The organism is Macrococcoides bohemicum (assembly GCF_003259675.1).
GTDB classification, from domain to species: Bacteria; Bacillota; Bacilli; order Staphylococcales; family Staphylococcaceae; genus Macrococcoides; species Macrococcoides bohemicum.
Map to the genome: position 1 here is coordinate 39,137 of NZ_PZJG01000004.1, position 26,543 is coordinate 65,679.

At 33.2% G+C, this 26,543-nt stretch carries 30 protein-coding genes; 5 read left to right on the forward strand and 25 right to left on the reverse strand.

Annotated features, from left to right (window positions below):
* From BHX94_RS07780 to BHX94_RS07845, 14 genes are all read right to left on the reverse strand, one after another.
* Positions 1-663, reverse strand: a complete 663-nt coding sequence (locus tag BHX94_RS07780) for a YggS family pyridoxal phosphate-dependent enzyme (protein ID WP_111745634.1) — start codon at positions 661-663, stop codon at positions 1-3.
* A gap of 1 nt (position 664) precedes the next feature.
* Positions 665-1,453 (reverse strand): peptidoglycan editing factor PgeF, encoded by a 789-nt coding sequence (gene pgeF, locus BHX94_RS07785; protein WP_111745636.1) that lies wholly within the window; start codon positions 1,451-1,453, stop codon positions 665-667.
* Positions 1,454-1,555: 102 nt separating this feature from the next.
* A complete protein-coding gene (ftsZ, locus tag BHX94_RS07790) occupies positions 1,556-2,683 on the reverse strand; it encodes a cell division protein FtsZ (protein ID WP_111745638.1) in 1,128 nt (375 codons plus the stop codon).
* 33 nt (positions 2,684-2,716) lie between these two features.
* Positions 2,717-4,105, reverse strand: a complete 1,389-nt coding sequence (gene ftsA, locus BHX94_RS07795) for a cell division protein FtsA (RefSeq protein WP_111745640.1) — start codon at positions 4,103-4,105, stop codon at positions 2,717-2,719.
* Positions 4,106-4,243: 138 nt separating this feature from the next.
* Entirely contained in the window at positions 4,244-5,140 is an 897-nt protein-coding gene (locus BHX94_RS07800; RefSeq protein ID WP_111745642.1) for a cell division protein FtsQ/DivIB, read from the reverse strand.
* Positions 5,141-5,143: 3 nt separating this feature from the next.
* Positions 5,144-6,484 carry a UDP-N-acetylmuramoyl-L-alanine--D-glutamate ligase gene (gene murD, locus BHX94_RS07805; RefSeq protein WP_111745644.1) on the reverse strand — a complete coding sequence of 447 codons (1,341 nt, stop codon included), beginning with the start codon at positions 6,482-6,484 and terminating at the stop codon, positions 5,144-5,146.
* A complete protein-coding gene (gene mraY / locus BHX94_RS07810) occupies positions 6,485-7,453 on the reverse strand; it encodes a phospho-N-acetylmuramoyl-pentapeptide-transferase (RefSeq protein ID WP_111745646.1) in 969 nt (322 codons plus the stop codon).
* Between the two features lie 35 nt (positions 7,454-7,488).
* Positions 7,489-9,828, reverse strand: coding sequence for a penicillin-binding protein (locus tag BHX94_RS07815; protein ID WP_111745648.1), 2,340 nt, complete (start codon positions 9,826-9,828; stop codon positions 7,489-7,491).
* Positions 9,815-10,189, reverse strand: coding sequence for a cell division protein FtsL (gene ftsL / locus BHX94_RS07820; RefSeq protein WP_111745650.1), 375 nt, complete (start codon positions 10,187-10,189; stop codon positions 9,815-9,817). Before ftsL ends, BHX94_RS07815 begins: the two co-directional genes overlap by 14 nt.
* An 11-nt stretch (positions 10,190-10,200) precedes the next feature.
* Positions 10,201-11,133: a 16S rRNA (cytosine(1402)-N(4))-methyltransferase RsmH gene (gene rsmH / locus BHX94_RS07825; protein ID WP_111745652.1), complete on the reverse strand. Its 933-nt coding sequence runs from the start codon at positions 11,131-11,133 to the stop codon at positions 10,201-10,203.
* A 9-nt stretch (positions 11,134-11,142) separates the two neighbouring features.
* The gene (gene mraZ / locus BHX94_RS07830) at positions 11,143-11,574 is read right to left on the reverse strand and encodes a division/cell wall cluster transcriptional repressor MraZ (protein WP_096076854.1); all 432 of its coding nucleotides are present in this window, start codon (positions 11,572-11,574) and stop codon (positions 11,143-11,145) included.
* A gap of 171 nt (positions 11,575-11,745) precedes the next feature.
* Entirely contained in the window at positions 11,746-13,341 is a 1,596-nt protein-coding gene (gene bshC, locus BHX94_RS07835; protein ID WP_111745654.1) for a bacillithiol biosynthesis cysteine-adding enzyme BshC, read from the reverse strand.
* A 118-nt stretch (positions 13,342-13,459) separates the two neighbouring features.
* Complete coding sequence (gene rpmF, locus BHX94_RS07840) at positions 13,460-13,633, reverse strand: 50S ribosomal protein L32 (protein WP_041635879.1); 174 nt, start codon at positions 13,631-13,633, stop codon at positions 13,460-13,462.
* A gap of 21 nt (positions 13,634-13,654) precedes the next feature.
* Complete coding sequence (locus tag BHX94_RS07845; RefSeq protein WP_111745657.1) at positions 13,655-14,167, reverse strand: YceD family protein; 513 nt, start codon at positions 14,165-14,167, stop codon at positions 13,655-13,657.
* Between the two features lie 124 nt (positions 14,168-14,291).
* Here BHX94_RS07845 and BHX94_RS07850 point away from each other — a divergent pair, with 124 nt between their 5' ends.
* The gene (locus BHX94_RS07850; RefSeq protein WP_111745659.1) at positions 14,292-15,362 is read left to right on the forward strand and encodes a tRNA(Met) cytidine acetate ligase; all 1,071 of its coding nucleotides are present in this window, start codon (positions 14,292-14,294) and stop codon (positions 15,360-15,362) included.
* Positions 15,363-15,513: 151 nt separating this feature from the next.
* Here the strand turns inward: BHX94_RS07850 and coaD are convergent, their stop codons facing one another.
* Together coaD and rsmD are read right to left on the reverse strand one after the other, a co-directional pair.
* A complete protein-coding gene (coaD, locus tag BHX94_RS07855) occupies positions 15,514-16,014 on the reverse strand; it encodes a pantetheine-phosphate adenylyltransferase (RefSeq protein WP_111745661.1) in 501 nt (166 codons plus the stop codon).
* A complete protein-coding gene (gene rsmD, locus BHX94_RS07860; RefSeq protein ID WP_111745662.1) occupies positions 16,007-16,546 on the reverse strand; it encodes a 16S rRNA (guanine(966)-N(2))-methyltransferase RsmD in 540 nt (179 codons plus the stop codon). The genes coaD and rsmD overlap by 8 nt, the downstream gene beginning before the upstream one ends.
* A gap of 77 nt (positions 16,547-16,623) precedes the next feature.
* Between rsmD and BHX94_RS07865 the strand changes: the two genes are divergently transcribed.
* On the forward strand, positions 16,624-17,013 hold the full coding sequence (locus BHX94_RS07865) for a DUF7147 family protein (RefSeq protein WP_096076860.1): 390 nt from the start codon (positions 16,624-16,626) through the stop codon (positions 17,011-17,013).
* Here BHX94_RS07865 and BHX94_RS07870 read toward each other — a convergent pair.
* Positions 16,997-17,257, reverse strand: coding sequence for a DUF2129 domain-containing protein (locus BHX94_RS07870; RefSeq protein WP_096076861.1), 261 nt, complete (start codon positions 17,255-17,257; stop codon positions 16,997-16,999). The genes BHX94_RS07865 and BHX94_RS07870 overlap by 17 nt on opposite strands.
* Before the next feature lie 89 nt (positions 17,258-17,346).
* On the opposite strand from BHX94_RS07870, the gene BHX94_RS07875 reads away from it, so the two are divergent.
* Positions 17,347-18,267 carry a glycerophosphodiester phosphodiesterase family protein gene (locus BHX94_RS07875; RefSeq protein WP_242446676.1) on the forward strand — a complete coding sequence of 307 codons (921 nt, stop codon included), beginning with the start codon at positions 17,347-17,349 and terminating at the stop codon, positions 18,265-18,267.
* A 31-nt stretch (positions 18,268-18,298) separates the two neighbouring features.
* Here BHX94_RS07875 and BHX94_RS07880 read toward each other — a convergent pair whose 3' ends face one another.
* Genes BHX94_RS07880 through BHX94_RS07890 form a run of 3 tightly spaced genes read right to left on the reverse strand, consistent with a single transcriptional unit; the run spans position 18,299 to position 20,406 of the window.
* A complete protein-coding gene (locus tag BHX94_RS07880) occupies positions 18,299-18,883 on the reverse strand; it encodes a class I SAM-dependent methyltransferase (RefSeq protein WP_111745664.1) in 585 nt (194 codons plus the stop codon).
* Positions 18,884-18,892: 9 nt separating this feature from the next.
* On the reverse strand, positions 18,893-19,315 hold the full coding sequence (locus BHX94_RS07885; protein WP_170120799.1) for a YlbF/YmcA family competence regulator: 423 nt from the start codon (positions 19,313-19,315) through the stop codon (positions 18,893-18,895).
* A gap of 11 nt (positions 19,316-19,326) precedes the next feature.
* Entirely contained in the window at positions 19,327-20,406 is a 1,080-nt protein-coding gene (locus tag BHX94_RS07890) for a CAP-associated domain-containing protein (RefSeq protein WP_111745666.1), read from the reverse strand.
* A gap of 128 nt (positions 20,407-20,534) precedes the next feature.
* Between BHX94_RS07890 and BHX94_RS07895 the strand changes: the two genes are divergently transcribed.
* Both BHX94_RS07895 and ytvI read left to right on the forward strand, forming a co-directional pair.
* Positions 20,535-20,894, forward strand: coding sequence for a YugN family protein (locus BHX94_RS07895; protein WP_096076864.1), 360 nt, complete (start codon positions 20,535-20,537; stop codon positions 20,892-20,894).
* A gap of 71 nt (positions 20,895-20,965) precedes the next feature.
* Positions 20,966-22,015, forward strand: a complete 1,050-nt coding sequence (gene ytvI, locus BHX94_RS07900; RefSeq protein WP_111745668.1) for a sporulation integral membrane protein YtvI — start codon at positions 20,966-20,968, stop codon at positions 22,013-22,015.
* 93 nt (positions 22,016-22,108) lie between these two features.
* Here the strand turns inward: ytvI and BHX94_RS07905 are convergent, their stop codons facing one another.
* The 5 genes from BHX94_RS07905 to ctaD all read right to left on the reverse strand — a co-directional run bounded on the left by BHX94_RS07905 (position 22,109) and on the right by ctaD (position 26,509).
* Positions 22,109-22,570, reverse strand: a complete 462-nt coding sequence (locus BHX94_RS07905; RefSeq protein ID WP_096076867.1) for a DUF420 domain-containing protein — start codon at positions 22,568-22,570, stop codon at positions 22,109-22,111.
* 9 nt (positions 22,571-22,579) lie between these two features.
* On the reverse strand, positions 22,580-23,533 hold the full coding sequence (gene ctaG / locus BHX94_RS07910; RefSeq protein ID WP_096076868.1) for a cytochrome c oxidase assembly factor CtaG: 954 nt from the start codon (positions 23,531-23,533) through the stop codon (positions 22,580-22,582).
* Positions 23,534-23,664: 131 nt separating this feature from the next.
* Complete coding sequence (locus tag BHX94_RS07915) at positions 23,665-24,018, reverse strand: cytochrome C oxidase subunit IV family protein (RefSeq protein ID WP_111745670.1); 354 nt, start codon at positions 24,016-24,018, stop codon at positions 23,665-23,667.
* Positions 24,018-24,647, reverse strand: a complete 630-nt coding sequence (locus BHX94_RS07920; protein WP_111745672.1) for a cytochrome c oxidase subunit 3 — start codon at positions 24,645-24,647, stop codon at positions 24,018-24,020. Before BHX94_RS07920 ends, BHX94_RS07915 begins: the two co-directional genes overlap by 1 nt.
* Entirely contained in the window at positions 24,647-26,509 is a 1,863-nt protein-coding gene (gene ctaD / locus BHX94_RS07925) for a cytochrome c oxidase subunit I (RefSeq protein WP_170120809.1), read from the reverse strand. The genes BHX94_RS07920 and ctaD overlap by 1 nt, the downstream gene beginning before the upstream one ends.
* Positions 26,510-26,543: the final 34 nt, after the last annotated feature.

The window sequence follows — 26,543 nt, forward strand, 5'->3', positions numbered from 1 at the left end:
CTAACCAACGAGTTTCGTTCCTATACGAATAAACGTCGCACCTTCTTCTATCGCGATTTTGTAATCATTACTCATCCCCATTGAAGTTTCAGTACATGGTGCATGTGGTAATGCCAGTTCTTGAATTGTTAATTGTAAATGCTTTAAATGTTTAAAATAAGATCTAATTTCTGTTTCATTGGCGTCAAGCGGTGCCATTGTCATTAAACCTACTACCTCAATGTTATCATATTTGGCTAAACTTTGGGTAAATGATTGTAATTCTTCAGGACTAATACCATGCTTGCTATCTTCTCCGCTTACATTAACCTGAATAAAACATTTTACTTTTTTGTCTGCGCGTTTTTGAATTTCTTTAGCTAAACTCATTCTATCTAATGAATGTAGATAATCTACCTGATTGATGACTTCTTTAACTTTTCTCGTCTGTAAAGACCCGATATAATGCATCGTCACATTGTCGATGTTTTCTTTTTTTTCAATAAATCCTTCGATTCGATTTTCACCTAAATCTTTAATTCCAGCAAATACAGCTTCTTTTGCACGTTCAGTTGAAACATACTTTGTTACCGCAATAATTGTCGGCGTCTGATTATAAGGTGAATTTGCCTTACTCTCTTCAATATCTTTTAAGATAGCCTTCAGATTATCTTTAACTTCCATTTTAATCCCTCGTTCCAATATATGCTAACATTCTACCTGTCTTACCTTTTTCTAAACGATATGAGAAAAATTCTTCATTCTCAGTTGATGTACAACGTGTTGTGATAGTTATATTTTCTTGTTTAATCCCTGCATTCATCGCAATACGTGCATTAATTTCCTGTAGGTTAATATCAAACATATTATTCTTATTAATCTGGAAACAATCTTCTATTTCTAGATTTAGTTCAGTAAATTGTCGTTTAATATCATCATTCACTTCATAACATGGTGCAGTGACTGACGGACCAATGATACATTTTAGGTCATCGATATTACCAGTATATGCTTTTATAAGTCGGTCAACGATTAATCCTACTGAACCTCGCCATCCTGCATGTCCCAACGCTATGAAGTCATCTTTAACACTATACAGGTAAACTGGAACACAATCTGCAAAACACATTGTTAGTAGTATACCTTTTTCATTCGTATATAAACCATCAACGTCTAACCATTTATGTGTAAGCTCTAATACATTTGTACCCTTGTCTTCTAAAAAAGCTTCCTGAATATTATTACCATGTTTTTGAATCGGAAAGACCCAGTCACTCGTTTTAAATCCAATTTCATTAGCTACTAACGCCTGATTATGATGGACATTAAACGGTGCATCATCAATATATAACGCCATGTTTAAACTACCTTCAGGATAATCACTAATCCCACCATGTCGACTCGTAATGCCAATCACTTTATTGTTATTATTAGCTACGTTATATGTATGTTTCTTTAATTGAAATGGTTCCATATGTGCCTCCAAAATGGCATATTATATAAAAACCGAACAAACAGAAATCAAAGAGCGACTTATGTTTGTTCGGATGTATTGTCAATCAATTATTTAAGTGAATTATCTTCTACGACGACGTGTACCACGGTCTTTTAAGAAACCTGGAACATCTAAATCATCTCTATTTGATTCTCTTTCAGGTTGTGCTTGTTGTGGTTGAGAAACTGATTCTGAGCGTGTCTCACGTTGTGTTTGCGGTGTTCCAAAGCCAGTTGGAGCAACACTACGTGTCGGTTTGTCATTGAAACCAGTTGCAATAACTGTTACCACGATTTCATCTTGTAGTTCTGGATTAATAACTGTACCAAAGATCATATTAACATCTTCATCTGCTGCGTCCTGAACGATATCAGCTGCTTCTTGTGCTTCGAATAACGTTAATGATTCGCCACCAGTAATATTCATTAATACCCCTTGAGCACCCACGATAGATGTTTCAAGTAATGGAGAAGAAATCGCTTTTTTCGCTGCTTCGATTGCACGGTTCTCACCACTAGATACACCGATACCCATTAAAGCAGAACCTTGGTTACTCATAATTGTCTTAACGTCTGCGAAGTCTAAGTTTACTTCACCAGATACTGCGATTAAATCAGAAATACCTTGTACACCTTGACGTAATACGTTATCTGCTTCTTTGAATGCTTCCATCATTGGCGTTGATTTGTCAACGATGTCTAATAAGCGATCATTTGGAATAACGATTAATGTATCTACTGCAGCTTTCATTGCTTCAACACCCGCAGCAGCTTGTGTTTGACGTTTACGGCCTTCAAATGAGAAAGGACGCGTAACGACACCAACTGTTAAAGCACCCATCTCTTTAGCAATTTTAGCTACAACTGGTGCAGCACCTGTACCAGTTCCGCCACCCATACCAGCAGTTACAAATACCATATCTGCGCCCTGGATTGCATCTTCAATTTGTTCACGTGACTCTTCAGCTGCTTTCTTACCAATTTCAGGATTTGCTCCAGCCCCTAAACCACGTGTTAATTTTTCACCGATTTGGATTTTAGAAGTTGCTTTAGATAAGTTTAAAGCTTGGCCATCAGTATTGATCGCAATAAATTCTACATTGTTCATACCGTGATCAATCATTCGGTTTACGGCGTTATTACCGCCGCCCCCTACACCGATTACTTTTAATGTTGCTAAGTGATTAAAGCCCTGTTCAAATTCTAACATTCAATTTTCCTCCTATATAATTGTGGCCAATTATTATTCAAATAAAGATTTCATAATTTTTTTCATTACACTTGATTTTTCATTTTCATGTTTAGGTTGTTCAAAAGTACCATCTTCACGTTCGACGCGTGCGCCGATCGTTTTAGATGTATAAGTTTCTGTTTCAACATCTTTGTTCGCTTTACGTTTAAAGAATCCATCAAATCCTTTTGATTTTGGTTTCTCTTCCACGTACTCTTCAACATGCTCCTCTAAAGAAGTAGTTTCATGATTATTAATTGTAACATAATCTAATAGTTCATCAAAGCTAATACCACTATTGATTGTAGAAATACTTGAAGAAAATTCCGGTTTTCTAATTCCCATTTGTTGTGGAACATGAATTCTCACTTTTTCACTAACCATATCAGATAATAATTCTTTAATACCTAACATGTTAGCAGTACCACCGGTTATTACAAAGCCACCATTAATTTTATTCAATCCCATCTCCTGTAGTAAATCAAATACTTCAAGAAATATTTCTTCAACACGTGCTTCTACGATATCACTTAAATCTTTTTGGTTAAAGCTCATCGGTTCATTAGAATCTACTTGATTTACAGTGAATACATCTTGTTCAGAAGCTAAATCATAAAACGCATGTCCATACTGCTCTTTTACTTTCTCAGCCAGATCAAAAGTTGTATTTAACGCTTGAGCAATATCATTTGTAATTTGACTACCCGCCATTGGAATATTATCAGCGTCAAACAAATTGCCACGTTCATAATATGCCACCTGAGTTAACTGGTCACCTATATCAATGACTACTGCACCTAGCTCTACTTCAGTTGGCGTCAAGATATGTTTATAATTATATGCATCAGAATAAACATCTAATACATGTACCCCACAACTTTCAACGCATTTCAATGTATTGATTAATACAGAACGATTTGTTGTAATTACACCTGCATCAACCGATAAACTTTGCGTTGCAATCATTTCTTTCGGATCACTTACTTCATGTAAGTCGTCAACTTTAAACATTTTCGGGAAAACACCGATAATTTCAATTTCATTCGAAGTATTTTTTGCACGAATGCCATCTAATACTTCTTCAATATGCTCTCCAGTAATTTCAGTCGATTCACCATTAAATGTAATTTCATGTTCAATATCATGAATTTCAGAATGAATAATCGGCATTTTTAAAAATACATCTTCAAACTCTATCCCTGATGCAATTTGTGCTTTCTTAATCGTATCTTTAATCGCATGACTTGCAACATCAAAATCATCAATCATACCTTTTTTAATCCCATCAGTAAAAGTTTGACCTGTACCTATCACATTAATGCCATTATGAAACTTTTCGCCTACAACTACCTTAACGCTCGATGATCCAATATCTATAGAAACATAGTAATGTTCTTCCATCGATAGGCACCTCCTATTTATGTTTGTTTAACATACACTATCAATATTACATTATAGACTTTATTCAGAAAACTATAAACGCTTTTTTTTTAGAATAAAATAATTTTTTATAAAGTTTAATACAATATATTTTTCATATTAATTTGATGTATTGTTTTGTTTTACGTTATTTAACTGCTTTTGTAAATCTTGTACTGCTTTCTCTACTTTTTCTTTCTCTTTTGCTTCATTAGCTTTCATTTCTGATTCCATTTCAAGTCGTCGTGTTTCAGCTTTCTTTGATTCATATGGTATAAATACTGCGCCGACCTCTAAATCAATTATGCCAGGCTTTATCATTTTACCAGATTCATCGCGTTCAATATTTTGAGCCATACTTGGATAGTAATCAAGTTTATCAGAAATTGTTCTTAAATCTCCTATAACTTCAATACCATCTTTCATAAACATTTGAATACGTGCAGATGACTGTTCATTTGGAACAAAGTTAATTTCTGAAATTTGATTAACAATTGCCGGTTTTGTATGTTTTAACACTTTAATGAGTTGGTTTAACTCTTTTTTTCCAAAATTATTGATTAATGGTGCGTTACTCGGTCTATCAAAATTCATTTGATGTATTATCTGACCATTTTCTAAGACTGGATGAAATTCGCTTCCATCTGGTAAGACACCGATTACATTGTATTCATCAATGATGATTGCTACTTTATTTGGAAAATGTCTTTTTACTGTTGCAGATTTTACACCATCTAAATATTCAATATTACTTGATATTTCATCTGTGTTGAGACTATAAATACGGTCACGATTTGAAATTTGAGCTTTCTTTAAAATAGTTTCATTGCTATTTAGTACCGTATTATTGACAGACACTTTATTCACGTAACTAATATTTGTAAACATATATAGTAAAATTAGAGTAACTACTGCTACGATTGTTAAAAAAATTGCAAGCTGAATACGTTGTCTTCGTTTGCGACGTTTTTTCTTTTCCTCTACATACTGAGGCGTTTCTATAATTTGATCTTCCATAGCCTATTGCAGCAACTTCACTTGTTGAATGAAGTCTTCTCCTCTAACTTCATAGGTCGGATATTGGTCCCAGCTGGCACAAGCTGGGCTTAACAGTACAGTATCGCCTGCCACAGTCTTACCTTTCGTTTGCACAACTGCATCTTTTACGTCATCACAAACTGAATATGGAATGTGATGTGATTCAGCAAATGCTTTTAATTTTTCAGTCGTCTGTCCAAAAATATACATATGTTTAACATTGCTAACATGTTCATCTAACTCTTCAAAACCATTCCCTCTATCTAAACCACCACATAACCAGTGAATAGGAGAGTCAAACGCATCAAGCGCAAAAGTAGTTGCTAAAGTGTTAGTTGCTTTAGAATCATTAAAATATTTCACATTAGCATGTGTCTTTACAAATTGTAATCGATGTTTGATGCCTTCAAAAGACTTTAATGTAGCGATAATACTTTCGTTAGGAATGTCACTTAGTTTAGCTGCTGTAATACTTGATAAAATGTTTTCAAGATTATGTTTACCAGGTAACACTACTTCGTCTACGTCAATAATAAATTCATCCTGAAAATAAATTTTTCCATCGACAATATAACTACCATTAACTTTTTCTTCTGTACTGAAATAAATAATCTGACTTTTAATTTCGAAATTTTTAAGCAGCTCTTTTTGCTTATAGTTAAAAATTAAATAATCTTCTGCGGTCTGATTTTTTACGATATTTAATTTTGCACTGACATATTCATCTTGCGTGCCATGATAATCTAGATGTGCAGAATAAATATTAGTAATTAAAGCAATATGTGGTCTAAAAAGTCTGATACCCATCAATTGAAATGATGATAGTTCTGTTATTAATGTATCTTCAGACTTTGCATTTTGTGCTACTAAGGAAGCAACAAATCCTATATTTCCACATAGCAATCCTGTTTGATTACTATGCTTAAACATGTCACCCATTAATGATGTTACAGTCGTCTTACCATTTGTTCCTGTTATACCGATGATTTTGCCTTCATTAATCTCATATGCTAGTTCCACTTCAGTAATAATTTGAATATTACGGTCAAGTGCTTCCTGAATAAAAGGAATACGATAAGGTATACCTGGATTTTTTACGATAAGATCAATGCCATCTAATAACTCAATTGGATGATGTCCACTTACTACTTTAATTTCAAGCGCTTCTAATTCTTTCGCTTCATTTGTTAAGCTAATATCCTTGCCATCATTAACAGTTACTTTCGCACCTAGTAAATGTAATAACTTCGCTGTTTCATAACCACTTTTCCCGAGACCAAGTACCAAAATTTTTTTTCCCTGATAACTTGTTATATTCTTCACTTAATTCACTCCTAAATAAATCCCAATTAATCCAGAAATAATACCGACTGTCCAGAATACAATTACTATTTTCCATTCAGACCATCCACCTAATTCATAATGGTGATGTAATGGACTCATTCTAAAAATACGCTTACCGGTCAATTTAAATGATGCAACTTGTAACATCACTGATAAAGTTTCTAAAACAAACATCAAACCAATAAAAATTAAAGTTAATTCTTGATTTAACATGATAGAAACAGTAGCAATTATGCCTCCTAAAGCGAGGGAACCAGTATCTCCCATAAATAATTTCGCTTTATATTTATTATAGATTAAGAATCCACATAAACTTCCGATAAGAATCGCTAAGTAATACACCATGCCCTGGCTCATCGTATGATGTGCTAAATAAAAGTAACAACTAAATGCAATTATTGATAGTCCTGTTGCTAACCCGTCCAAACCATCTGTTAAATTAACTGCATTTGAAAAACCAACTTGCCAGAAAATTATAAACACAACATAGAATATAGATAAAGGTATTCCAATATCCGTAAAAGGTAAATTAATTTCATTTGATAGTGAAAGCAAGCCGAGACCATTACTCACAATGTAAAATAAAACTGCAATTAATATCTGAAATAGGAATTTTTGTTTTGATGTTAAGCCCTGATTATTTTTCTTAACCACAATGATGTAATCATCTACAAATCCAATTAGTCCAAATCCTAAAGTTACTAAAATCAATAATATAATCGGACCTTTGTCATCAACAAAAAATATTGCAATAATGCTTAAAAGGATTGTGCTGATTAAAAATGTTAAACCACCCATCGTTGGCGTACCACTTTTTTGTTGATGACTTTTCGGACCTTCCTCTCTAATTGATTGCCCAAATTTCATTCTTTTGAGTAATGGGATAAACAAAGGGACTAAAATTGCAGTTAAAATAAAACTTGCTACTCCAAAAATTAATGCATTCATATTTTTCACATATCAGTTTGATAACTGATTCCTTTCTATTCCGTAGTTTTAGATTCTGTAGATATTGCTTCGGTTGTTACTTCTTCTGTCGTATTTTCTTCTGTTGAACTATCATTTAAGTTTTGACTCGTGTTTCTATTCTTTTTCTTCTCTATTTCAAGCTGTTTTTTCAATGCTTTTTCTTCATCCTTTTTATTTGCATCAATTATATTATCATAGGCAGGTGATTGTTTTAACGGATCAAGTGAATCCATTGAAACCATTACTTTATCGCCTTTTTTAACAGCCGTATTTGGTGCAATTGACTGTTTTACAACATAACCATTACCATCAAACTGAACTTTGATTTGTGTTAACTGTTCAAACATCAATAAATCACGTTTTGACCATGAAGTCATATCGGGCATTGTAATTTTTCCGTCTGTAAATAAAAATACTTTATCACCTTTTAACAATTCAGTTTGTTGTGGTGTTTGTCCAGTAACTTTATTACCGTCACCAATCACAACCGGTACAAAGCCATTACCTTCAATTACTCCACTTGCCTTATCGACATTTGATCCAATTACATCTTCCACTTTTGAAGATAACTTTTTACCTTTATCTTTTGTAGCGCCTACATCTAAATATTTCAAAGTATTTTCCATCAATGGTTTATAACCTTTGGATACACCTAAACTGTATGCTTCCCCAGCATTTTTTTGTGCTAAAGACATACCGTAATATATAATTACTCTTGGATTTTTTGCAGGCGCATAACCCATAAAACTTACCATATATGGCTGATAGCCTTTTACATATCCACCATTTTTCGTATCCGGCACTTGTGCCGTACCTGTTTTACCAGCTATTTTATAATCGTCAATACGATAATTGTAGGCATGCATTTCAGAACCGTAAACTACATCATATAGAGCTTTCATCGTTTTGTGCGCTGTTGTTTTTGAAATTGGTTGACCAATCACTTTTTTCTTACCTTTATAGACAATACTTTTATCCGGACTAATAATATCTTTCACAAAATACGGACTGAGCATATTTCCATCATTAACAATTGCAGTTTCCGCCTGTATCATCTGGGCAGGACTCACAGTAGTCGATTGTCCAAATGCTGAGACTTTCTTACTTAATTCATCACCCCAGGAAATATGCCCGGTAACTTCTGAATCAAACAGTGAGTTTGTGGATTTGCCGAATCCAAACTTTTCGTAGTAGGATTTCATCTTATCGGTTCCAACGTCATCCTGAAGTTTCATCATTAATACGTTTGAAGACAACTGGAAACCTTTATGCATAGAAATCATGCCCCATCCAATATCATTCCAGTCAGAAATAACACTTCCGGCAACTTCTCTCTCACCTGACTTAAACTTTTTATTTGGTTGGTACTTTCCTTCTTCAATTGCAGCTGCTAAACCAAAAGTTTTAAATGTTGAGCCAGGTTCATATGTGTTTTGATAAAGATCATTAGCCCATTTATCACCAAAATTTTCTCGTGTTTGCGGATTAAACGTTGGTCGCTGACTATAGCCAAGGATTTCACCGGTATTAGCATCTGTTACAACTGCAAATAAATCTTTAGGCTGGTATCTTTTCACCATCAGATCAAGTGAATCTTCGACAAATATTTGGATATTTTTATCGATTGTCAACTTAACATTATCACCATTTACAGCAGGTATTACATTTCCTGATTTAGGTAGAACATATTGCCAAATATCTTGTTTATAACTCGTTTTACCTGCTTTACCTGAAAGGTAAGTATCAAATATCTTTTCGGTCCCCATCATACCCTGGATTTGATTAGACTCTGAATTCTTTTCAGCATAACCTATTAAATGAGATGCAAAATTGCCATTAGGATAAAATCGTTTTTTTTCAGAGAAAAATGTTAGACCTGGTAACTTTAATTGTTCAATTGCTTTCTTCTGATTAAATGTTAAATCTTTACCTGCTTTTCCAAACTCGACTTGAAATGCTTTTTTTGTGCTAAGTGTTTTCAAAATTGATTTATAAGGCATATCAATTATTCTGCTTAATGCTTTAGCAGTTTTCTTTTTATCTACGACATGACGAGCTGGCTTGCCTTTCTGGCTGATTCGTTTGTCGAGTATAGCAACAAGTTTATATGATTCTATGTCTTCAGCAAGGACCTCACCATTACGATCAAGTATTTTCCCTCTTACAGGTTGATTAACAATACTGCGTACATATTTTTCACTTGCTCGCATTGATAAATCATGTCCGCTGGAATGTCCAGTGACCATGATGAAAGAATATTTCGAAATCAATGAAAAAAAGAGCAGTCCGAATAACATTACTAAAAGGACCGCTCCTATTTTATTTTTTCTTATTTTCAACTTAGTTCGTGACATCTTTTTGCACTACCTTTACGTTATCATTATTCAAGCTAAGTCCGAACGACTTTGCTTTACTATAGACACGTTCATAAGAAGATTGTTTCATCGCTTCTGAATTTAACTCACCATTTACAGATTTTTGATGAACAATTTTTTGTTCAATTGCAGCAATCTTACTATTTGTGTGATACGCGTCATATTTTAAAGATAGCATATAAATACTTACTAAAGCAATCAATGTCACCAATGATAAATATACTAATTTCTCTAATTTAGATAACGAAACAACATGGGATTTTGTAACAGTTTTTGTTATAACTTTAGGTTGTGCTTGTGTCTGTTCATAATAATTTGGATTGATGTATTCTACTGCCATGTTGTCACCTCTTATTTTAATATTTCTACGACTCTAAGTTTTGCGCTGCGTGCTCTATTATTCTCTTCTAGTTCTTGTTCTGTCGATACAATCGGTTTCTTATTAATACGTTTTAATTTCGGCTTGTACTCATCCGGGATAACTGGTAAACCTCTAGGAATATCAGGACCTTTTTCATACTCCTGAAAAACTTGTTTACATAGTCTATCTTCTAATGAATGGAAAGTAATAACTGAAATTCTTCCACCCACATTAACAGAATCAATCGCTTGTTCAATCGACTCTTCAAAAGCACCTAGTTCGTCATTTACCGCAATTCTTATGGCCTGAAAAACTCTTTTAGCAGGATGTCCGCCTGTTCTTCTGGCTGGTGCTGGAATTGCGTCCTTAATAATTTCAACTAAATCAGATGTCGTTTCAATTGGTGTTGTTTCTCTAATATTTTCAATTTTTCGAGCGATTTGTTTAGAAAATTTTTCTTCACCATAACGAAAGAATATTGAAACTAACTTTTCATAGGGCCATTCATTGACTACTTCATATGCTGAAAGCGTTTGTGATTGATCCATTCGCATATCGAGCCTTGCTTCCTGGTGATAACTAAATCCTCTTTCTCCTACATCAAGTTGTGGACTAGAAACCCCTAAGTCATAAAGAACGCCATCTACTTTATCAATATTAAGTTCATTTAAGATAGCTCTTAAATTCCTGAAGTTATCTTTAACGAAAGTTACTTTATCTAAATGATCTTTCAAAATGATGTGTGCATTGTCAATCGCAGTCTGGTCCTGATCGATTGAAATCAATCTACCATTCGTTAATTGTTTGACTAAATAAAGACTATGACCCGCTCCACCTAAAGTACAATCAACATATATACCATTCGGTTTAATATTAAGTTGATCAACAGTTTCTTCTAATAACACAGTAATATGATGGAACATGTTTTCCTCCTATAGATCAAAATCAATTAACTCTTCAGCAATTTCTTCATAGTGCTCTTCAGTATCTTCATAGAAATTATCCCAGCTACTTCTGTCCCAAATCTCAATTCGAGTTGAAACGCCTATCACTGTACATTCCTTCGATAAACCAGCATATTCCATTAAATTCTTTGGAATATTAATACGTCCTTGTTTATCTAATTCTACTTCTACTGCACCAGAGAAGAATAAACGCATAAATTTTCTGGCATCTCGTTTAGTTATTGGTAAAGTTTTTAATTTTTCTTCAATTCTTTTCCATTCATCTAAAGGATAGCCAAACAAACACTTATCAAGGCCACGAGTAATAACAAAATGTTCTGTTAATTCATCTCGGAACTTAGCAGGTACAATCATGCGACCTTTGGTATCCAGTTGATGTTGATATTCACCCATGAACATAGTCATCACCTAGCCTTAATATAAATTTACCACATCCCACCACTTTCCTCCACTAATTATTCAAAACTTTTTTATTTTTTATATGAAGACGCAAAAAACCCCCCACCACGCTAAAAAACCGTGGTGGGGGGAAATCCCAAATATAATGTTGTAATAAGAAAAGAATATCATCTATAGTTTTAAAATCGTATGATCGAACGTGTAGTTATTGATGTTATCAATAACTTCATCAAATATGCCAAAATCGTACGTATTGATAAACTGAATAGGATGCATTATTCTCTCCTGTAAGCCTCCTCCAGGATTCATTATATTCCCGATAGCGTTCAACGCTTTAAAATCAACATCATGACGGCGTTTAATATCTTGATGATAGCGTTTCTTAAAATATTCAAATTGACGTTTATGATAATTCAAATTATCCTGCAACAATTGTTTTGTCTCCATTGGAACATCTAGTAATTGCATTGCTTCATAATCCGCTTCAATATTTGCAATCGTTTCCTGCATTTGACTAAGCAAGAGTCTATTTTCCTTTGAACCTAAAAAATCGTTCTGGAACTTCTCAATACCATTATCGTAAAGCGAATCAATCGTAATATTGAAACGTTGCATATCCTTTAATAATTTGTCATTTATATAGGTTATACGCATACGTGGGACCACTGGAGGCATTTCAACTTTTGCGAAATCAAAAACCTGCTTTAACTCTCCCCAGTATTTAATTTCTGATGGGCCACCGACAAATGCTAATGTGTTAAATAGCATTTCTTCCATCAATGGACGTGTAACAACATTGTTACTGAATAAATGTGGCGCAACTTGAATTTTAGCTCTCATTTCAGCTTTAGTAAAAGTGGCATCAGATTTAGATAATTTATATTTTCCATCTTCGAACTTTAATAACTGACGTTTGCCTTCAAATGACATAAATAAATGAACATTTGTTTCAGTTAAAATTTGGCGTTCTCCGATAAGGGATTCCATCTTTTCTTGTCCATTTCTAAAAGCTTGATTGATTGCTTCATGGTGATCAAACATCCACACAAGTATGTCCGTTTCCAGCGCACGAACTTCTTTGTTCTGGCTATCAATTAACAGTAAACCATAGTCTTTAAATAACGTATGAATAATGTATTGGAAATGATCCGTCCAGTTTTCTGGCAAATTATTTAAAAGTTTATAAATCGATTTTGTTGCATTAGTTTCTGTTAAACTCGTAATAAAGCGGTCAATCGTAAATTTTAATGCTTCCTGTTCAAAGTTAAGTTCAGATACACTATCTGTTACTTCTTCAGTTGGATAATATTTAATTTTATGCACGTTATTTTCCGCTGTATATACATTAATATAATTCACTTCATCAAAATCATGATCTTCACCTGCAATCCAGAATACAGGTATTATCTTAGTACCTAGTTTCGTTGATTGCTCTTTTGCAAGAACAATTATAGTAATAATTTTATGTATTGTATACATTGGACTAACAAACAGTCCTGCTTGTTGCCCGCCGATGACAACTTTATTACCTTCGGCTAAAAGATTTATATTTTCACGTTGTTTTTCGCTCAGTTCAAACTTCGACATATAATTTTCAATTACTTTTGAAAGCTCAGATTCAAGACCATTTGCTTTATCGTTCATACGCAATTTATAACTTTCATCTTTTGTTACATCATATCTATATTGTGATAACACATCATCCTGATGTGTGTAGCGCTCTATAAAAGCCCCTTTGTTATCTGCTAACTGCTTAATTATCTCCACTTGTCTACACCTCGCATTTTATCATTATTTAGTATAATGATAATCAAGCGCAAATACAATTTTATGGCTTACTCGAAAAAAATAAGTGTATCGCAAAAGCGATACACTTATAAAAAAATTATTTAGAAACTACTTCTTTACCATTGTAAGAACCACATGATGGACATACACGGTGAGATAATTTCATTTCGCCACATGATGGACATTCAACCATACCAGGTACTGATAATTTGAAGTGTGTACGACGTTTTCTTTTCGCTGTTTTAGATGTTCTTCTAAAAGGAACTGCCATTGTATTTTGCCTCCTATCGATCTAGTTTTCAGACATACTGTCTTTTAAAGCTTGAAGTTTTGCAAGCCTTGGATCAACCTTAGGCTTTTCATCTTCTAATTGACTTTCATCAATTACTTCCCAACCTTTACCTTTTGTTAGTTCTAAATCAACATCCTCTTTTACCACACGTACAGGTTTATTGATTACAACTAACTCTTGAATAACGGGTGTTAAGTCTATAACACCATTCAAAATGGCATGTCTATTCTCATCATATTCAACATAATCGTTATCATCAAAATATTCTACTGATTTGATATCGAATGGAACTTCAACATCTTCTAATGTTCTTGCACAAGTCATAACGAATTGTCCAGTTACATGTAAATCAGCTACTACTTCGTTTGACTTAGATGTTAATTTACCCTCCACCTTAATCGGTGATATATCAACTAACTGTAAGCTAGATATTAAATGATTTAAGTTGATTTCTGATTCAAATGGATAACCACTATCACGATGTTTTCTTAATTCAGCTAATGACCATTTCATATGGTTTCACCTCTTACAAACACAAAATTTATTTTACCTCTTTTAATAACAGTTTGTCAAGATTTTTTCTTAACAGATATTTCTGTTACAATCATTATTATAAACTGATGTGAGGGGAAATACAATGAAGGCAATCGGAATAATTTGTGAATATAATCCTTTTCATAATGGCCATAAATATCAGATAGAGCAGGTTAAAAAATTATATCCAGATGCTATTATTGTAGCAATCATGAGTGGACAATTCGTTCAACGTGGTGAGCCTGCATTTATAAATAAATTTATGCGTACAAAAATGGCGCTTGATTATGTGGACTTAGTTGTTGAACTCCCTCAATTCTATGCAATAAGTTATGCAGATGACTTTGCTCGTGGTGGTATCATGATCGCTAAAAAGCTCGGTCTCGAAGGTTTGTCTTTCGGCAGTGAGAGCGGAGACCTTAACAAAATTGATTTTGAGATAAAGTCACCTACTCGTGAAGCTATACGTACTGGAGCAGCATACCCAAAATTAATGAGTGCTGATTTAAAATCAAATGATATATTAGCTCATGCATATATGAAAGCTACGAGAGAAATATACCCTACCCTGACATTAATTCCAATCTCAAGAATTAATAATAATTATACAGATGAAGTTTTGACAGGTACAATTTCAAGCGCAACTGCAATACGGAAGAATTACTTTAATGATAATGACATTAAAGAGACGATGCCTCACAGTGAATTAATCGTCAATGCAGTCCGCTGGGAAGATTATTTTACGCTATTAAAATATCGTATGCTATCCATGAATGTACTTGAACTTCAAAAAATATATACGATGTATGAAGGATTAGAAAATCGATTTAAGAAAGTCATTAGTGAAGTTGAAACATTCGACGAATTAATTGAAAAGATGGTATCAAAACGATATACGAGAAGTAGAATTCAACGGTTACTTGTCTATCTATTGTTAAATATAAAAGAAAAAGATGTTCCTCGATTAAAAGAAATTACAGCTATACGTATACTAGGGATGAATGACACAGGACGAAAACTAATCAAATCAATTGAAGATGTTGTAATCGTGACAAACGTAAACAGCGCGTCGCGTGATTATTTCGGTTTAGAAATAAAAGCTACTGAAATATATAACCTTATAAGTGGTAGCTCGATGACAGATTTTAATACGCCAGTTGTATACAATCGATAACGATTGGGTCGCGCTAGTAAAGCGGTTGTATTATCTAATTTCTACTACTTACTCTGATCCTTGCATTTCAACCCATTGGAAAGTATATAAATTTCAACTACTCCATCAAAAAACCACATCTTATCCGGATGTGGTTTTTCAATATGATTTACTATTCTTCTTCTGCTAATTGCTGATACTTTTCTTTTAGTGCAATCTCAACATTTTTAGGTACAATACTCGATACATCCCCACCATATTTTGCAACTTCTTTAACCATACTCGAAGAAATAAATGAATATTGGTTGTTAGTCATCATATATAATGTTTCTATATCATCGTTTAATTTCTTATTCATGCTTGTCAGCTGCATCTCATATTCAAAGTCAGAAACTGCACGTAATCCACGTACGATTTGTTTAGCACCTACTCTTTCACAAAAATGCACAAGTAAACCTGAAAAATAATCAACTTTTACATTCGGAATATCTTTAACCGCTTCTTCAATGAGAGTAAGACGTTCTTCTATCGTGAAAAAACCGGTCTTTTTAGCATTATTCAATACAGAGACATGTATTTCATCAAATAATTCACTACTTCGCTGTATGATATCTAAGTGTCCTTTTGTGACAGGGTCAAAGCTTCCTGGTACTACTGCGATTGTTTTACTCATAATTACCTCTTAATATGATTAATTTTGTTATGCCATATGTTTCATTTTTTATCACTTCATAGTCAAGCGTATCTATTCTTTCATTCTTCTCACATTCTATAAGGATTTGACCGTCTTCTGCAAGTAAATCAAATTCCTTAATCATAGGCAATGCTTCATTAACGATATTCTTTTGATACGGGGGATCTAAAAAAATCATATTAAACTGAATATCTCTTTTATTTAATGCCTTTAAAGCTCTTTTGTAATCATTCTTATAAATTTCAACTTCTTCGTCAAGAAATGAAGTGTTTTTCTTAATCATCTGTATTGATTCAAAACTTCCATCTACAAAAATCACTTTGGAAAGGCCTCTGCTTATCGCTTCTACCCCCAATCCACCACTGCCAGCAAATAAATCAAGTCCTATGCCATTCATCGGACCGAGAATATTAAACATCGTTTCTTTAATTTTATCTGTTGTTGGTCTTGAAGTTACTCCTTTTGGTGCAGTTAACTGAAATCGTTTATATTTCCCACCAATAACACGCATATATTACTCCTTTTAAATTTATTCTCACGGTTCTTTTCATGTATAATATTAATATCAATAAATAAAGGAGAACCATAATGAAACAAGCTTTTATTTCGCTCGGCGAAGGATATAGTGATCTTTTCGAACTCGAGCAGTTAATGAAATATAATCATGAACGAACGGACTGTTTATTGTTTTTACATACTACGTTGGAAAAACAGCCTAAAACTTCAGTAGTACTGATTATGAATCCAACAGTAGATGGTAACTTCCAGGCGATGTATAGCATATTTGAAGGCATAAATTACCCATATCCTGAAAGCAATAAACGCTTTGATCTCGTAAAGTCATGGGCTGAAAAATACCAAATCTCTATAAAAGAATTTGATGTAAAGGCAAAGCATTTCTTTTATGAAGATGCACTTTATCACCAGTACTTAATTGGCGTGTTACGTCTTCAACGCGTTATTAAACCGATGCATTAAGTTTATTATCACCTGAACTGTAGTCTGTCTTTAATTGTTTATATGGTGAAATGAGAACATTTGTCACAAACTTTAATTTTTCTAGTTGTGAAAGTGTATGAGCTAACTTATCTTCATTGATATACATTGCCACCCATTTTTCTTTACGATTGCTATGTACAATATGTCCATATTTTCGGATTTGACGTTCATGCTTATGACTTTTTAAATAAATAATAAGTTGTTCTCTTTGAACTAATGTCATATGTTTCTTTCCTCTCATTTAGCTTTCTTTTATAGTATCATTTGTTCTGTTAAAATTAAAATAACAAAATTCAGTTGGAGGGTTATATTTTGAAAAAAAATACTTTATTAAAAACAATCACAATAACTGGTCTTACATATTCAGCAGCTGTTGCAGCTACTAAAATGACGAGTAAGCAAAGTGCCCGCAATATTAAGCCATTCTTCAGCAAACGTTCACCATACATATTTGCACATCGTGGAGGGTTAAAACTTGCTCCTGAACACACAATGGCAGCATTTAATAAATCTCATAAATTGGGCATTGATGGTTTTGAGATTGATATTAGATTAACTAAAGATAATGAGATTGTAGTACTACATGATGCATTAGTTGATCGCGTTTCTAATGGTTCTGGTAAAGTATGTGATCATACTTTAGAAGAATTGAAGCAACTTGACTTTGGTTATCGTTTTAAAGATATTAATGGCGAATATCCATATCGTGGCCATGAAGATGCTAAAGTAGTTACTTTAAACGAGTTATTAGATGCTTTTCCTGATTTGCTAATCAACATTGATATTAAAGATAGCAAACAATCAACGCCTGGTAAACTAGCACCTGTGCTATTGTACCGCTTAATTCATTCTAAACAGGCCTTTGAACGCGTTTGTGTAACGAGCTTTGAGGATGAACAAACATTACGTTTTAATGCATTTGCACATGATCGTGTTGCAGTTGGTGCTGGTCAAAACGAAGTTGCTCGTGCTTATTATGCTTTTAATTCAGGAATGAAACATATGTATCAACCTAATGTGGATACATTCCAAATACCAACACATTATCGTGGTATTCCATTAAATAATGAGAAATTCATTCAGTTTCTTCAAAGTTTAAATATCGCAGTAGGATATTGGGTCATCAACAGTATCGATGAAATGGATGCCTTACTAAAAAAAGGTGTACACACAATCGTTACAGATCGACCTGATATTGCAATGCATTTAATCAATGAAAAATACAAAAAATAAGTTTAATTCATTAGATAAAGGAACGGCTAGATTAAGCCATTCCTTTATTTTTTATTTCATATATTTCAATACCTCGGTAATGCGTTACATTTTCAATTTGTAAATCCACAGCTTCAAACATTTTTTCCAGCTGTTGTCTTCTGTTAAAAAAGAGATTAATTTTATAGTAAAAAATAATTTTTCCTTTTTTCTTCATTATTCTTTGAAATTCTTTAATAAGTTCTTCTTTTTCAAGAAAAGTATCAAAAGGTTTATTAATTAATATATAATGAAACTTCTTATCTTTATAAGGTAATGCGTTACTGGAAGCTATTTCATAATTAAAATGAGGATATATATGCATTGAAGTTTGCAAATTTCGTATAGACTGATCCAGAATATAACCTTTTATATTTGTCTGCTGGTCAATACTATTCACCCATTTACCGGTATGGCATCCAATACATAATACTTTTTGATGATATTTTATAGTTACATAGTTACCAAGAAATTTTTCAAATATCGGGACAAAAATTAAATCACTTTTTTTGGCTTTAAATAAATTTTCATCCGCGCGGTTCAGAAATTTAATTTTCTTTTCCCATTTAGAAATAAGTTTCTTCTCATTTACCTCCATAAAAACCTCCTAACTACAACCGCATCCACTGCTGCATGTATGGGATTCAAAAAATGGATTACCTTTTTCTACCTTTACTTCTGCTGAAACAGACGAAGCAATAATGACGAGCACTTCATCCAGTAAAGTTTGTAATTGTGTTTCAAGTCGTTTCACCTGAGCCACTTCAGGATGCATATCATATTCTTTTTTCTTCCTTCTCGTTTCAAGCATTACACTCTGATAATCTGGATGATATCGACCAAATCGGTTAACTTCATCATATCTTTCTTTTAAACGGATGAGTTCTTTTTTTAACAGCTGTACGTCTTCATTTATACTTAAGTCTACATAAGCTTTTTTATACGCTTGATATGACTCACTTTGAAGAATCATATCATTTAATTCATCTGCATAATCCATAACTTCCAAAACATCTCTATCATAAATCATAATTCCACTTCCTAATCTATATGTGTAACTCTCTTTTCATTGTTAATAAAAATTAATGAATAATACGAATCAGAAATGCCTCCACCCATTTCATTAATATTTCTGTATAGCATATTTTCTCTATGTTCATCAGAGTTTAACCAGCTATTGATTAAACTTGGAACATCATCAAAATTAAAAGCGATATTTTGAGATAAATGTAAATATTTAATATCCAGCTTATTTAATTCACTACCGATTTCATCCTCTACCTGCTTTACCTTCTTTTGTTTTTCCCTGTTTAAGGAAGCGACCTGAAATTGCGCTACATGATTGATTAATTCGTTAGTTTCAAGTGGCTGTCTTCCATTAATACTACGCATATAATTTGTGATTTCAAACATTGTCAGTACTTTATTACTGTTTATTGCAACTTCATCTTTAGTGTGAATTTCTTTATTAGCTGTCTTCTCTATCGTTTTACCTTTACTACTCATCGCATAAGGTTGCATTTGAACAAGTGTATCTGGCGCTATATAACGCATCGCCATAACTTTATTAGAAATTCTATCAATATAAACTTGTACAAAAATATCATCATATTGTATTAAAGTCTGTGTTTTAATATCTACTTCGGTTAACTGAAACTGATATTCAGCCTGGTTTGTTTTTATTATCGGCTCACTTACAATCGCATTCCCATTAAAGATATTATCTGCACTTTGTCCAATTTTAAATGGATAACTTTTTGCATGTTTACCAGTTGCATAAGCCATTACAATTTTTTTATTACTGACACCAAGTATGTAATATTGATTTTTAAACTCATAGACAAAATTCTTGTAATTAAAATTTGAATCATAAATACGCTTTGGATAACCATATTTATCTGTAAACTGATCTATATTTTTACCGATGTAAACTCCAAGACCTTTACTAAGTTTTGGTCTTTTCACTGTATTCTTAGATGAAGGTTTAATATCTTCATTTGAAATCTTCTCTTTTGCAGGATTTTCTAATACATCAAATTTTAATGAAGGTGAATAAAATAAATAAAATAAAAATACACCCATTAAAAAGATTAGCAGAAGTTTAATTAAAATACTTTTCAAAAACACACCTTCTTTTTCTATTTCTTAACACTATTCTAACATTATTTGAAATGAAATGAATATTCGATTGCATCAATAGCAATTTTATCTTAAAATTGAAGATAGAATGATTTAGGGAGGAACTTAGAATGGTATTCACAAATTCAGGGATTGAAACAATCGTAGCTGAACAATCTTTAATCCAGCATGTAATGAATAAACATGGTTTAGTATTAGGGGGCCATTGGGATTTTGAACGTGCTACTTATGATTTAAAATATGAATTATCAGAAGGTATTTATTATTTACGTATTCCTGGTTACGCTATTGATGGTGATGTTGGCGCTAGAAATGCTACTTTGCAAATGATGGATCCATATTTAGGTAAACACTATTATCCAACTGGTGTTGAATACGGAGAAGATGAATATTTTAGTGATGCATTAGTTGAACATTGTAAACGTACGATTACTAGCATCTATAATGATATTAAAGCAATTCAAGCATAATTCTAGTTAACTAAGCGTGAACAAATTCATTTGTCTCACGCTCTTTTTATTACCAAAGAAGAGGTGATGTCATGGTAAAAAAATGGCTGAATAAACGCACTTTACTCATTATTTCTTTAATCGCTATTGCAATACTTTTTTTATATTTTATTATCCCAATTTCAATTCCTCTCATCTTAGCTTTAGTAATTGCTTTGATGATAGAACCTTTTGTTAAAATACTTGAGAAGAAAGTCGGAAGCAGAAGATGGAGTGTTACAATCATATACTCTACGATACTTGTTTCAATACTATTATTTACTTATTTCTTTCTTACAAAATTAATTGAACATGTCATTCAGTTCTCTAAAGATTTACCGAATAAGATGAACAATTTGATGGCAGTATGGGACAATGTAGAAATAAAAATTTCTAAGAACATTCCGGATAGTATCGCATCTTCCTTATTTGACGAGATCCAGAAATTCTTATTTTCAATGCGAGATTCAATTTTAAATTATTTTAATGTAGAGCGCATAACTGCACTTGTAGCGAGTCTACCAGAGACATTTATTTCAGGTTTAGTATTTCTCGTAGCTTTATTTTTATTTATGTTAGAAATTCCTAAGATGCACCACTTTATAAGAAACCATATGTATGATAAAACCTACAACAAGACTAGTTTTGTCTGGAACCGCGTTACGTCCTCCATCTTTGGGATGATGCGTGCTGCTGTTATTCTTTCAGGAATTACTTGGTTTTTTACATTTATCGGATTATTATTTATTACGCCTAAAAATGCACTTGTATTGTCATTTATTATTTGTCTTGTCGATCTATTGCCTATTATTGGAGCTACCGGCATAACGATACCATGGGCAATTTACGCATATGTGACAGGAGATATTGGATTAGCATTAAAATTAATCGTACTTTCAACATTTTTACTCGTGCAGCGTAAAGTATTAGAACCTAAAATTATGGGTAACGGTGTTGGACTTAGTCCTTTACCTACATTAATTGCAATGTATATCGGATTAAAATTAATGGGTTTTGTAGGGTTCTTTATCGGTCCAATTCTGTTAATTATTATTTTAACGATTATTGAATCAGGTGCTATAAAAACGAATATAAAAATTTAACTTAATTAATATAAAAAAGAGGGTGAGACATAAGTCTTAACCCTCTTCAGTTTAACAGCTTAAACGGCGGAACACTTCTTTCCCAGCCTCTTTTTAAAATCCTAATATTGCTTTAATTACTGAAGTTGTTTCACCACCACGGTAAAAAACATAAAGTAAAAGATATACCGCTACACCAGTAATAGCTGTGAAAAACCAAATGATTGATGTAATCGGTCCAAATTTTCTATGAATATTAAGTTTATCTTTCAAACCTGTATAAATATTTAATATCCCCATTACAGCACCGATTGTTGCTAAAGTAATGTGAAAAATTAAAAATACAGTATAATAAATTTTAATATTATCCGGGCCACCAAATGATGTATTGCCGATAAAAATTGTTCTTGAAGCATAGATAATAAAGAAGATTGTCGCTGCAACACCAGCTGCGAGCATCACTTTTTTATGTGCTTCAATTCGTCCTTTAGCCACCAAATACCAGCCGATAGCGACAAGTATAGCACTGATGACAATAAATGTAGTACTGATTGTTGGTAAGATTGGTAAACTCATATTGTCCCCCTATTCAAATTCTCTGAAATATGCATCTTGCTTTCTTTTTTCTTCTAAACTCAGACGAGTAATTTCGTCAGGATCTAATCGTTCAGAACGAGACCAGTTGACGAAAATATAATAGAACATAAAACCAAAAAATATTTCTTGTAATACTTTCATGATAACACCACCTGTTTGCTGATCATCTTTAGGTGTCATATTAGTAAAATATTGTGGGCCACTAATACCTGAGTTTTGTAAAACATCATTTAATGTTCCTGTCGGCACACATAAACTCATTGCGCTCATCCATGCTTTAGGATCTGTATATGTCCTATACATTGGATGCTGAGCAAAGATAATCAATCCACATGATGGTGTTAGCAATACACCGATTGCAAAAATATATCCTAATTTCATTAATCCAGACAACTGTTTCTTTGTTTCAGCATTTTGATTAAAAATCGGATACCACATTGTAAAAGCGGTGATTGTTAATAAAATCGTATATAGTGAATGCGGTGTTGCATTCTGTTTTAAGAAATCTAAAACAATCGGTAAATGGTACAATGAAAAGAATGCATTAAAAGTGACGAGTGCAATAATTGGTCGTGTCATAAATTGAAATACGGGCTTAACATATGGAAGATTGATTACATATTCTATTAAGTAATTTGGAATTGCAAAATAGAATAACGGCACCATTAATAAAAATATAATTGCCATCTGTAACATATGAAAGCTAAAAATAATATGACTAAGTAAATCAATAGGTGCACCTTTCATGATATAAAGTAATATCATTAAAAAGACAAATAAGATACCTTCTGACCTCTTGAGAGGGCGTCCTCCTGGGATATCTTTATACCATTTCACAGTAATTAAGAAAAAGACAATTGTTGCAAAAATAATTGCAACTAAGAAAAATGGACTCCAGTTTGCTAAAAATCCAAAAATTGAGATAGAACGAATACTACCCATATTATCACTCCATAAAATATACTGTCACCATTATAACGCAAATTATGGCAGATGAGTGGATAAAATATATCAAATTCTTGACGAAATCATGATAATAAAAAAACTGAGACAATCGTCTCAGTTTTTATTGATTATTTTAATAATGGCTCACCTAACCACGTGATATATATAGCCGTTATTACAAAAGTCCCAGCAATAAACAATCCAGAAAGCATCATTAATTTAGCTGTCCCATGACCTGGATGTTTCATATGCATGAAATAATAGAATTGAAGTATGACTTGAATTAACGCCATTAATAATACTGCAGGAATAACAAATTCTTTACTTAATCCAGCTGCAACCATAGCAAAAGCAATTAATGTCAAGAAAATCATTATAGCAAATGTAGTAACCTGCATTCTCATTTCTTCAGTTCTTGTTCTTTTTTCGAAGTTGTTACGTTCCTGATTAAACTTTAAGTTGTTGTTAGTTTTATTTGACATTATCCTAACACCCCTAACAAGTAAACTACTGTGAAGATAAATACCCACACGACATCAATGAAATGCCAGTATAAAGCAGCTGTATTAAACTTCGCAGCGTTGTATACACTTAAACCACGTTTCATATTACGGATGATTAAAAGTATAATCCAAGTCAATCCAATAATTACGTGGAATGCGTGAGTTCCTACTAAGAAGTAGAAGGCTGAAGCAAATGCACTTGATCTGAAAGTATGACCTTGATGGATATATTTAGCGAACTCATAAATTTCTAAACCTAAGAAACTTAAACCTAAAATTACAGTAACGATAAACCATGTAATCATTTTGCCGAAATCATAGTTTTTCATATGATATAGCGCATACACACTTGTTAATGAAGATGTTAATAATAACATCGTCATAACAAATGCTAAAGGTAAATGGAATAAATCTTTTGCTAAAAGGTGATCTTCACTTGGGACATGATCTTTTAATGCTAAGTAAGTAGCGAATAAAGATGCGAATAATGCAGTCTCTCCACCAAGGAATACCCAGAATCCTACTAACTTATTTTTACCTTCTAAAGAAGCTGTTTCAGGATGACTTGGCCATCTTTCAGCCGTCATTTTCTCTTCGTGATGTGCCATTATTTAACACCTCTTTCGTACTCAATTAGCTCATCTTTAGTAATATGATATCCTAAATCATCTTTTAGTGAACGCGCAATCATTGCGCCTGCTGTAATCGCTAAACCTAAAATTAATACAAATGGAGCCCAAGGTTGAACTGGTAAATCTTTTACTGCATCTAACGCCCATTTTTGACCATCAGCTAAGTATAAAGCACCAAAAGCTGCTACAAATAATCCAAGTGATTGCATAAATGGCAAGATTGAATTATTAGGCATATGAATATCACCTAAAGATTCAGCAGGTAAAATCTCACCGTTACCTTGTTTTTTCTCTAAATCAAACGCATCTAAACCACGAACAAGTGGTGTTTGAGCAAAGTTGTAGAATGGAGTTGGTTGTGGAAGTGACCATTCTAAAGTACGACCGTCGCCCCAAGCATCGCGACCTACTTTTGGCGCTTTAGCTAAAGTAATCACAACGTTAATTAACAAGATAATTACTGCCACAGCCATCGTTAATGCACCGATCGTAGATACTAAGTTAAATGTATCGTAACCTTGACCAGGTAAGTATGTGAATACACGTCTTGGCATACCCCATAAACCTAAGAAATGTTGTACTAGGAATGTTAAATGGAAACCTGTTACGAATAAAACAAATGAAATTTTACCTAATTTTTCGTTTAAAATCTTACCGAACATTAACGGGAAGTAAAAATGTAATCCTGCAAGTAATGCGAATACTACCCCACCAACGATAACGTAATGGAAATGCGCTACGATAAAGTAAGAATCATGATATTGATAGTCAGCTGGCGCTGATGCTTGCATTACACCAGTAACTCCACCCATAACGAATGATGGAATAAATGCTAATGCATAAAGCATCGGCGTCGTAAATTCGATACTACCACCCCAGATTGTTAATAACCAGTTAAAGATCTTAACACCTGTTGGTACTGCAATTGCCATAGTAGCAACCGCGAAAATTGCGTTTGCAGTTGGACCCATACCTACTGTAAACATGTGGTGAGCCCAAACCATGAATCCTAAGAAACCAATTAATACTGTAGCGAATACCATCGCTGAATATCCGAATAAACGTTTTCTTGAAAATGTAGCGAAAATCTCAGAGAAAATACCGAATGCCGGTAATACTAAGATGTAAACTTCTGGGTGACCGAAAATCCAGAATAAATGTTCCCAGATAATTGTGTTACCACCTTGTGATACTACGAAGAATCCTGTACCAAACATTCTATCGAAAATTAATAAGAATAATCCGATAGTAAGTGGTGGGAATGCGAATACGATTAATACTGAAGCAACAAACGTTGTCCATGTAAATAACGGCATACGCATATATGTCATACCTGGTGCACGCATATTCATAATTGTAACCATAAAGTTAATCCCTGCAATTAATGTACCAGCACCAGAAATTTGTAAACCTAAAGCATAGAAATCAATACCGTGTCCAGGTGATGCTAAAGATAATGAAGCATATGATGTCCAACCTGCGTCAGGTGCTCCACCTAGGAACCAAGATAAGTTTAAGAATATTCCACCAAAGAAGAATAACCAAAAACCTAATGCATTTAAGAATGGGAATGCTACGTCACGTGCACCAATTTGTAAAGGTACTACAGCGTTCATAAATGCGAATAATAACGGCATAGCCGCTAAGAAAATCATTGTTGTACCATGCATCGTAATTATTTCATTAAATAGACCTGCTGAAACAAAATCATTTTCAGGAACAGCAAGTTGAATTCGAATAATCATTGCTTCAATACCACCCATGGCGAAGAATAATCCACCCATGATAAGATATAATATTGCAATTTTTTTATGGTCAACTGTTGTTAAATATTCCATAATTAAACCACGTTTTTTTTGTGTAGCCAATTGT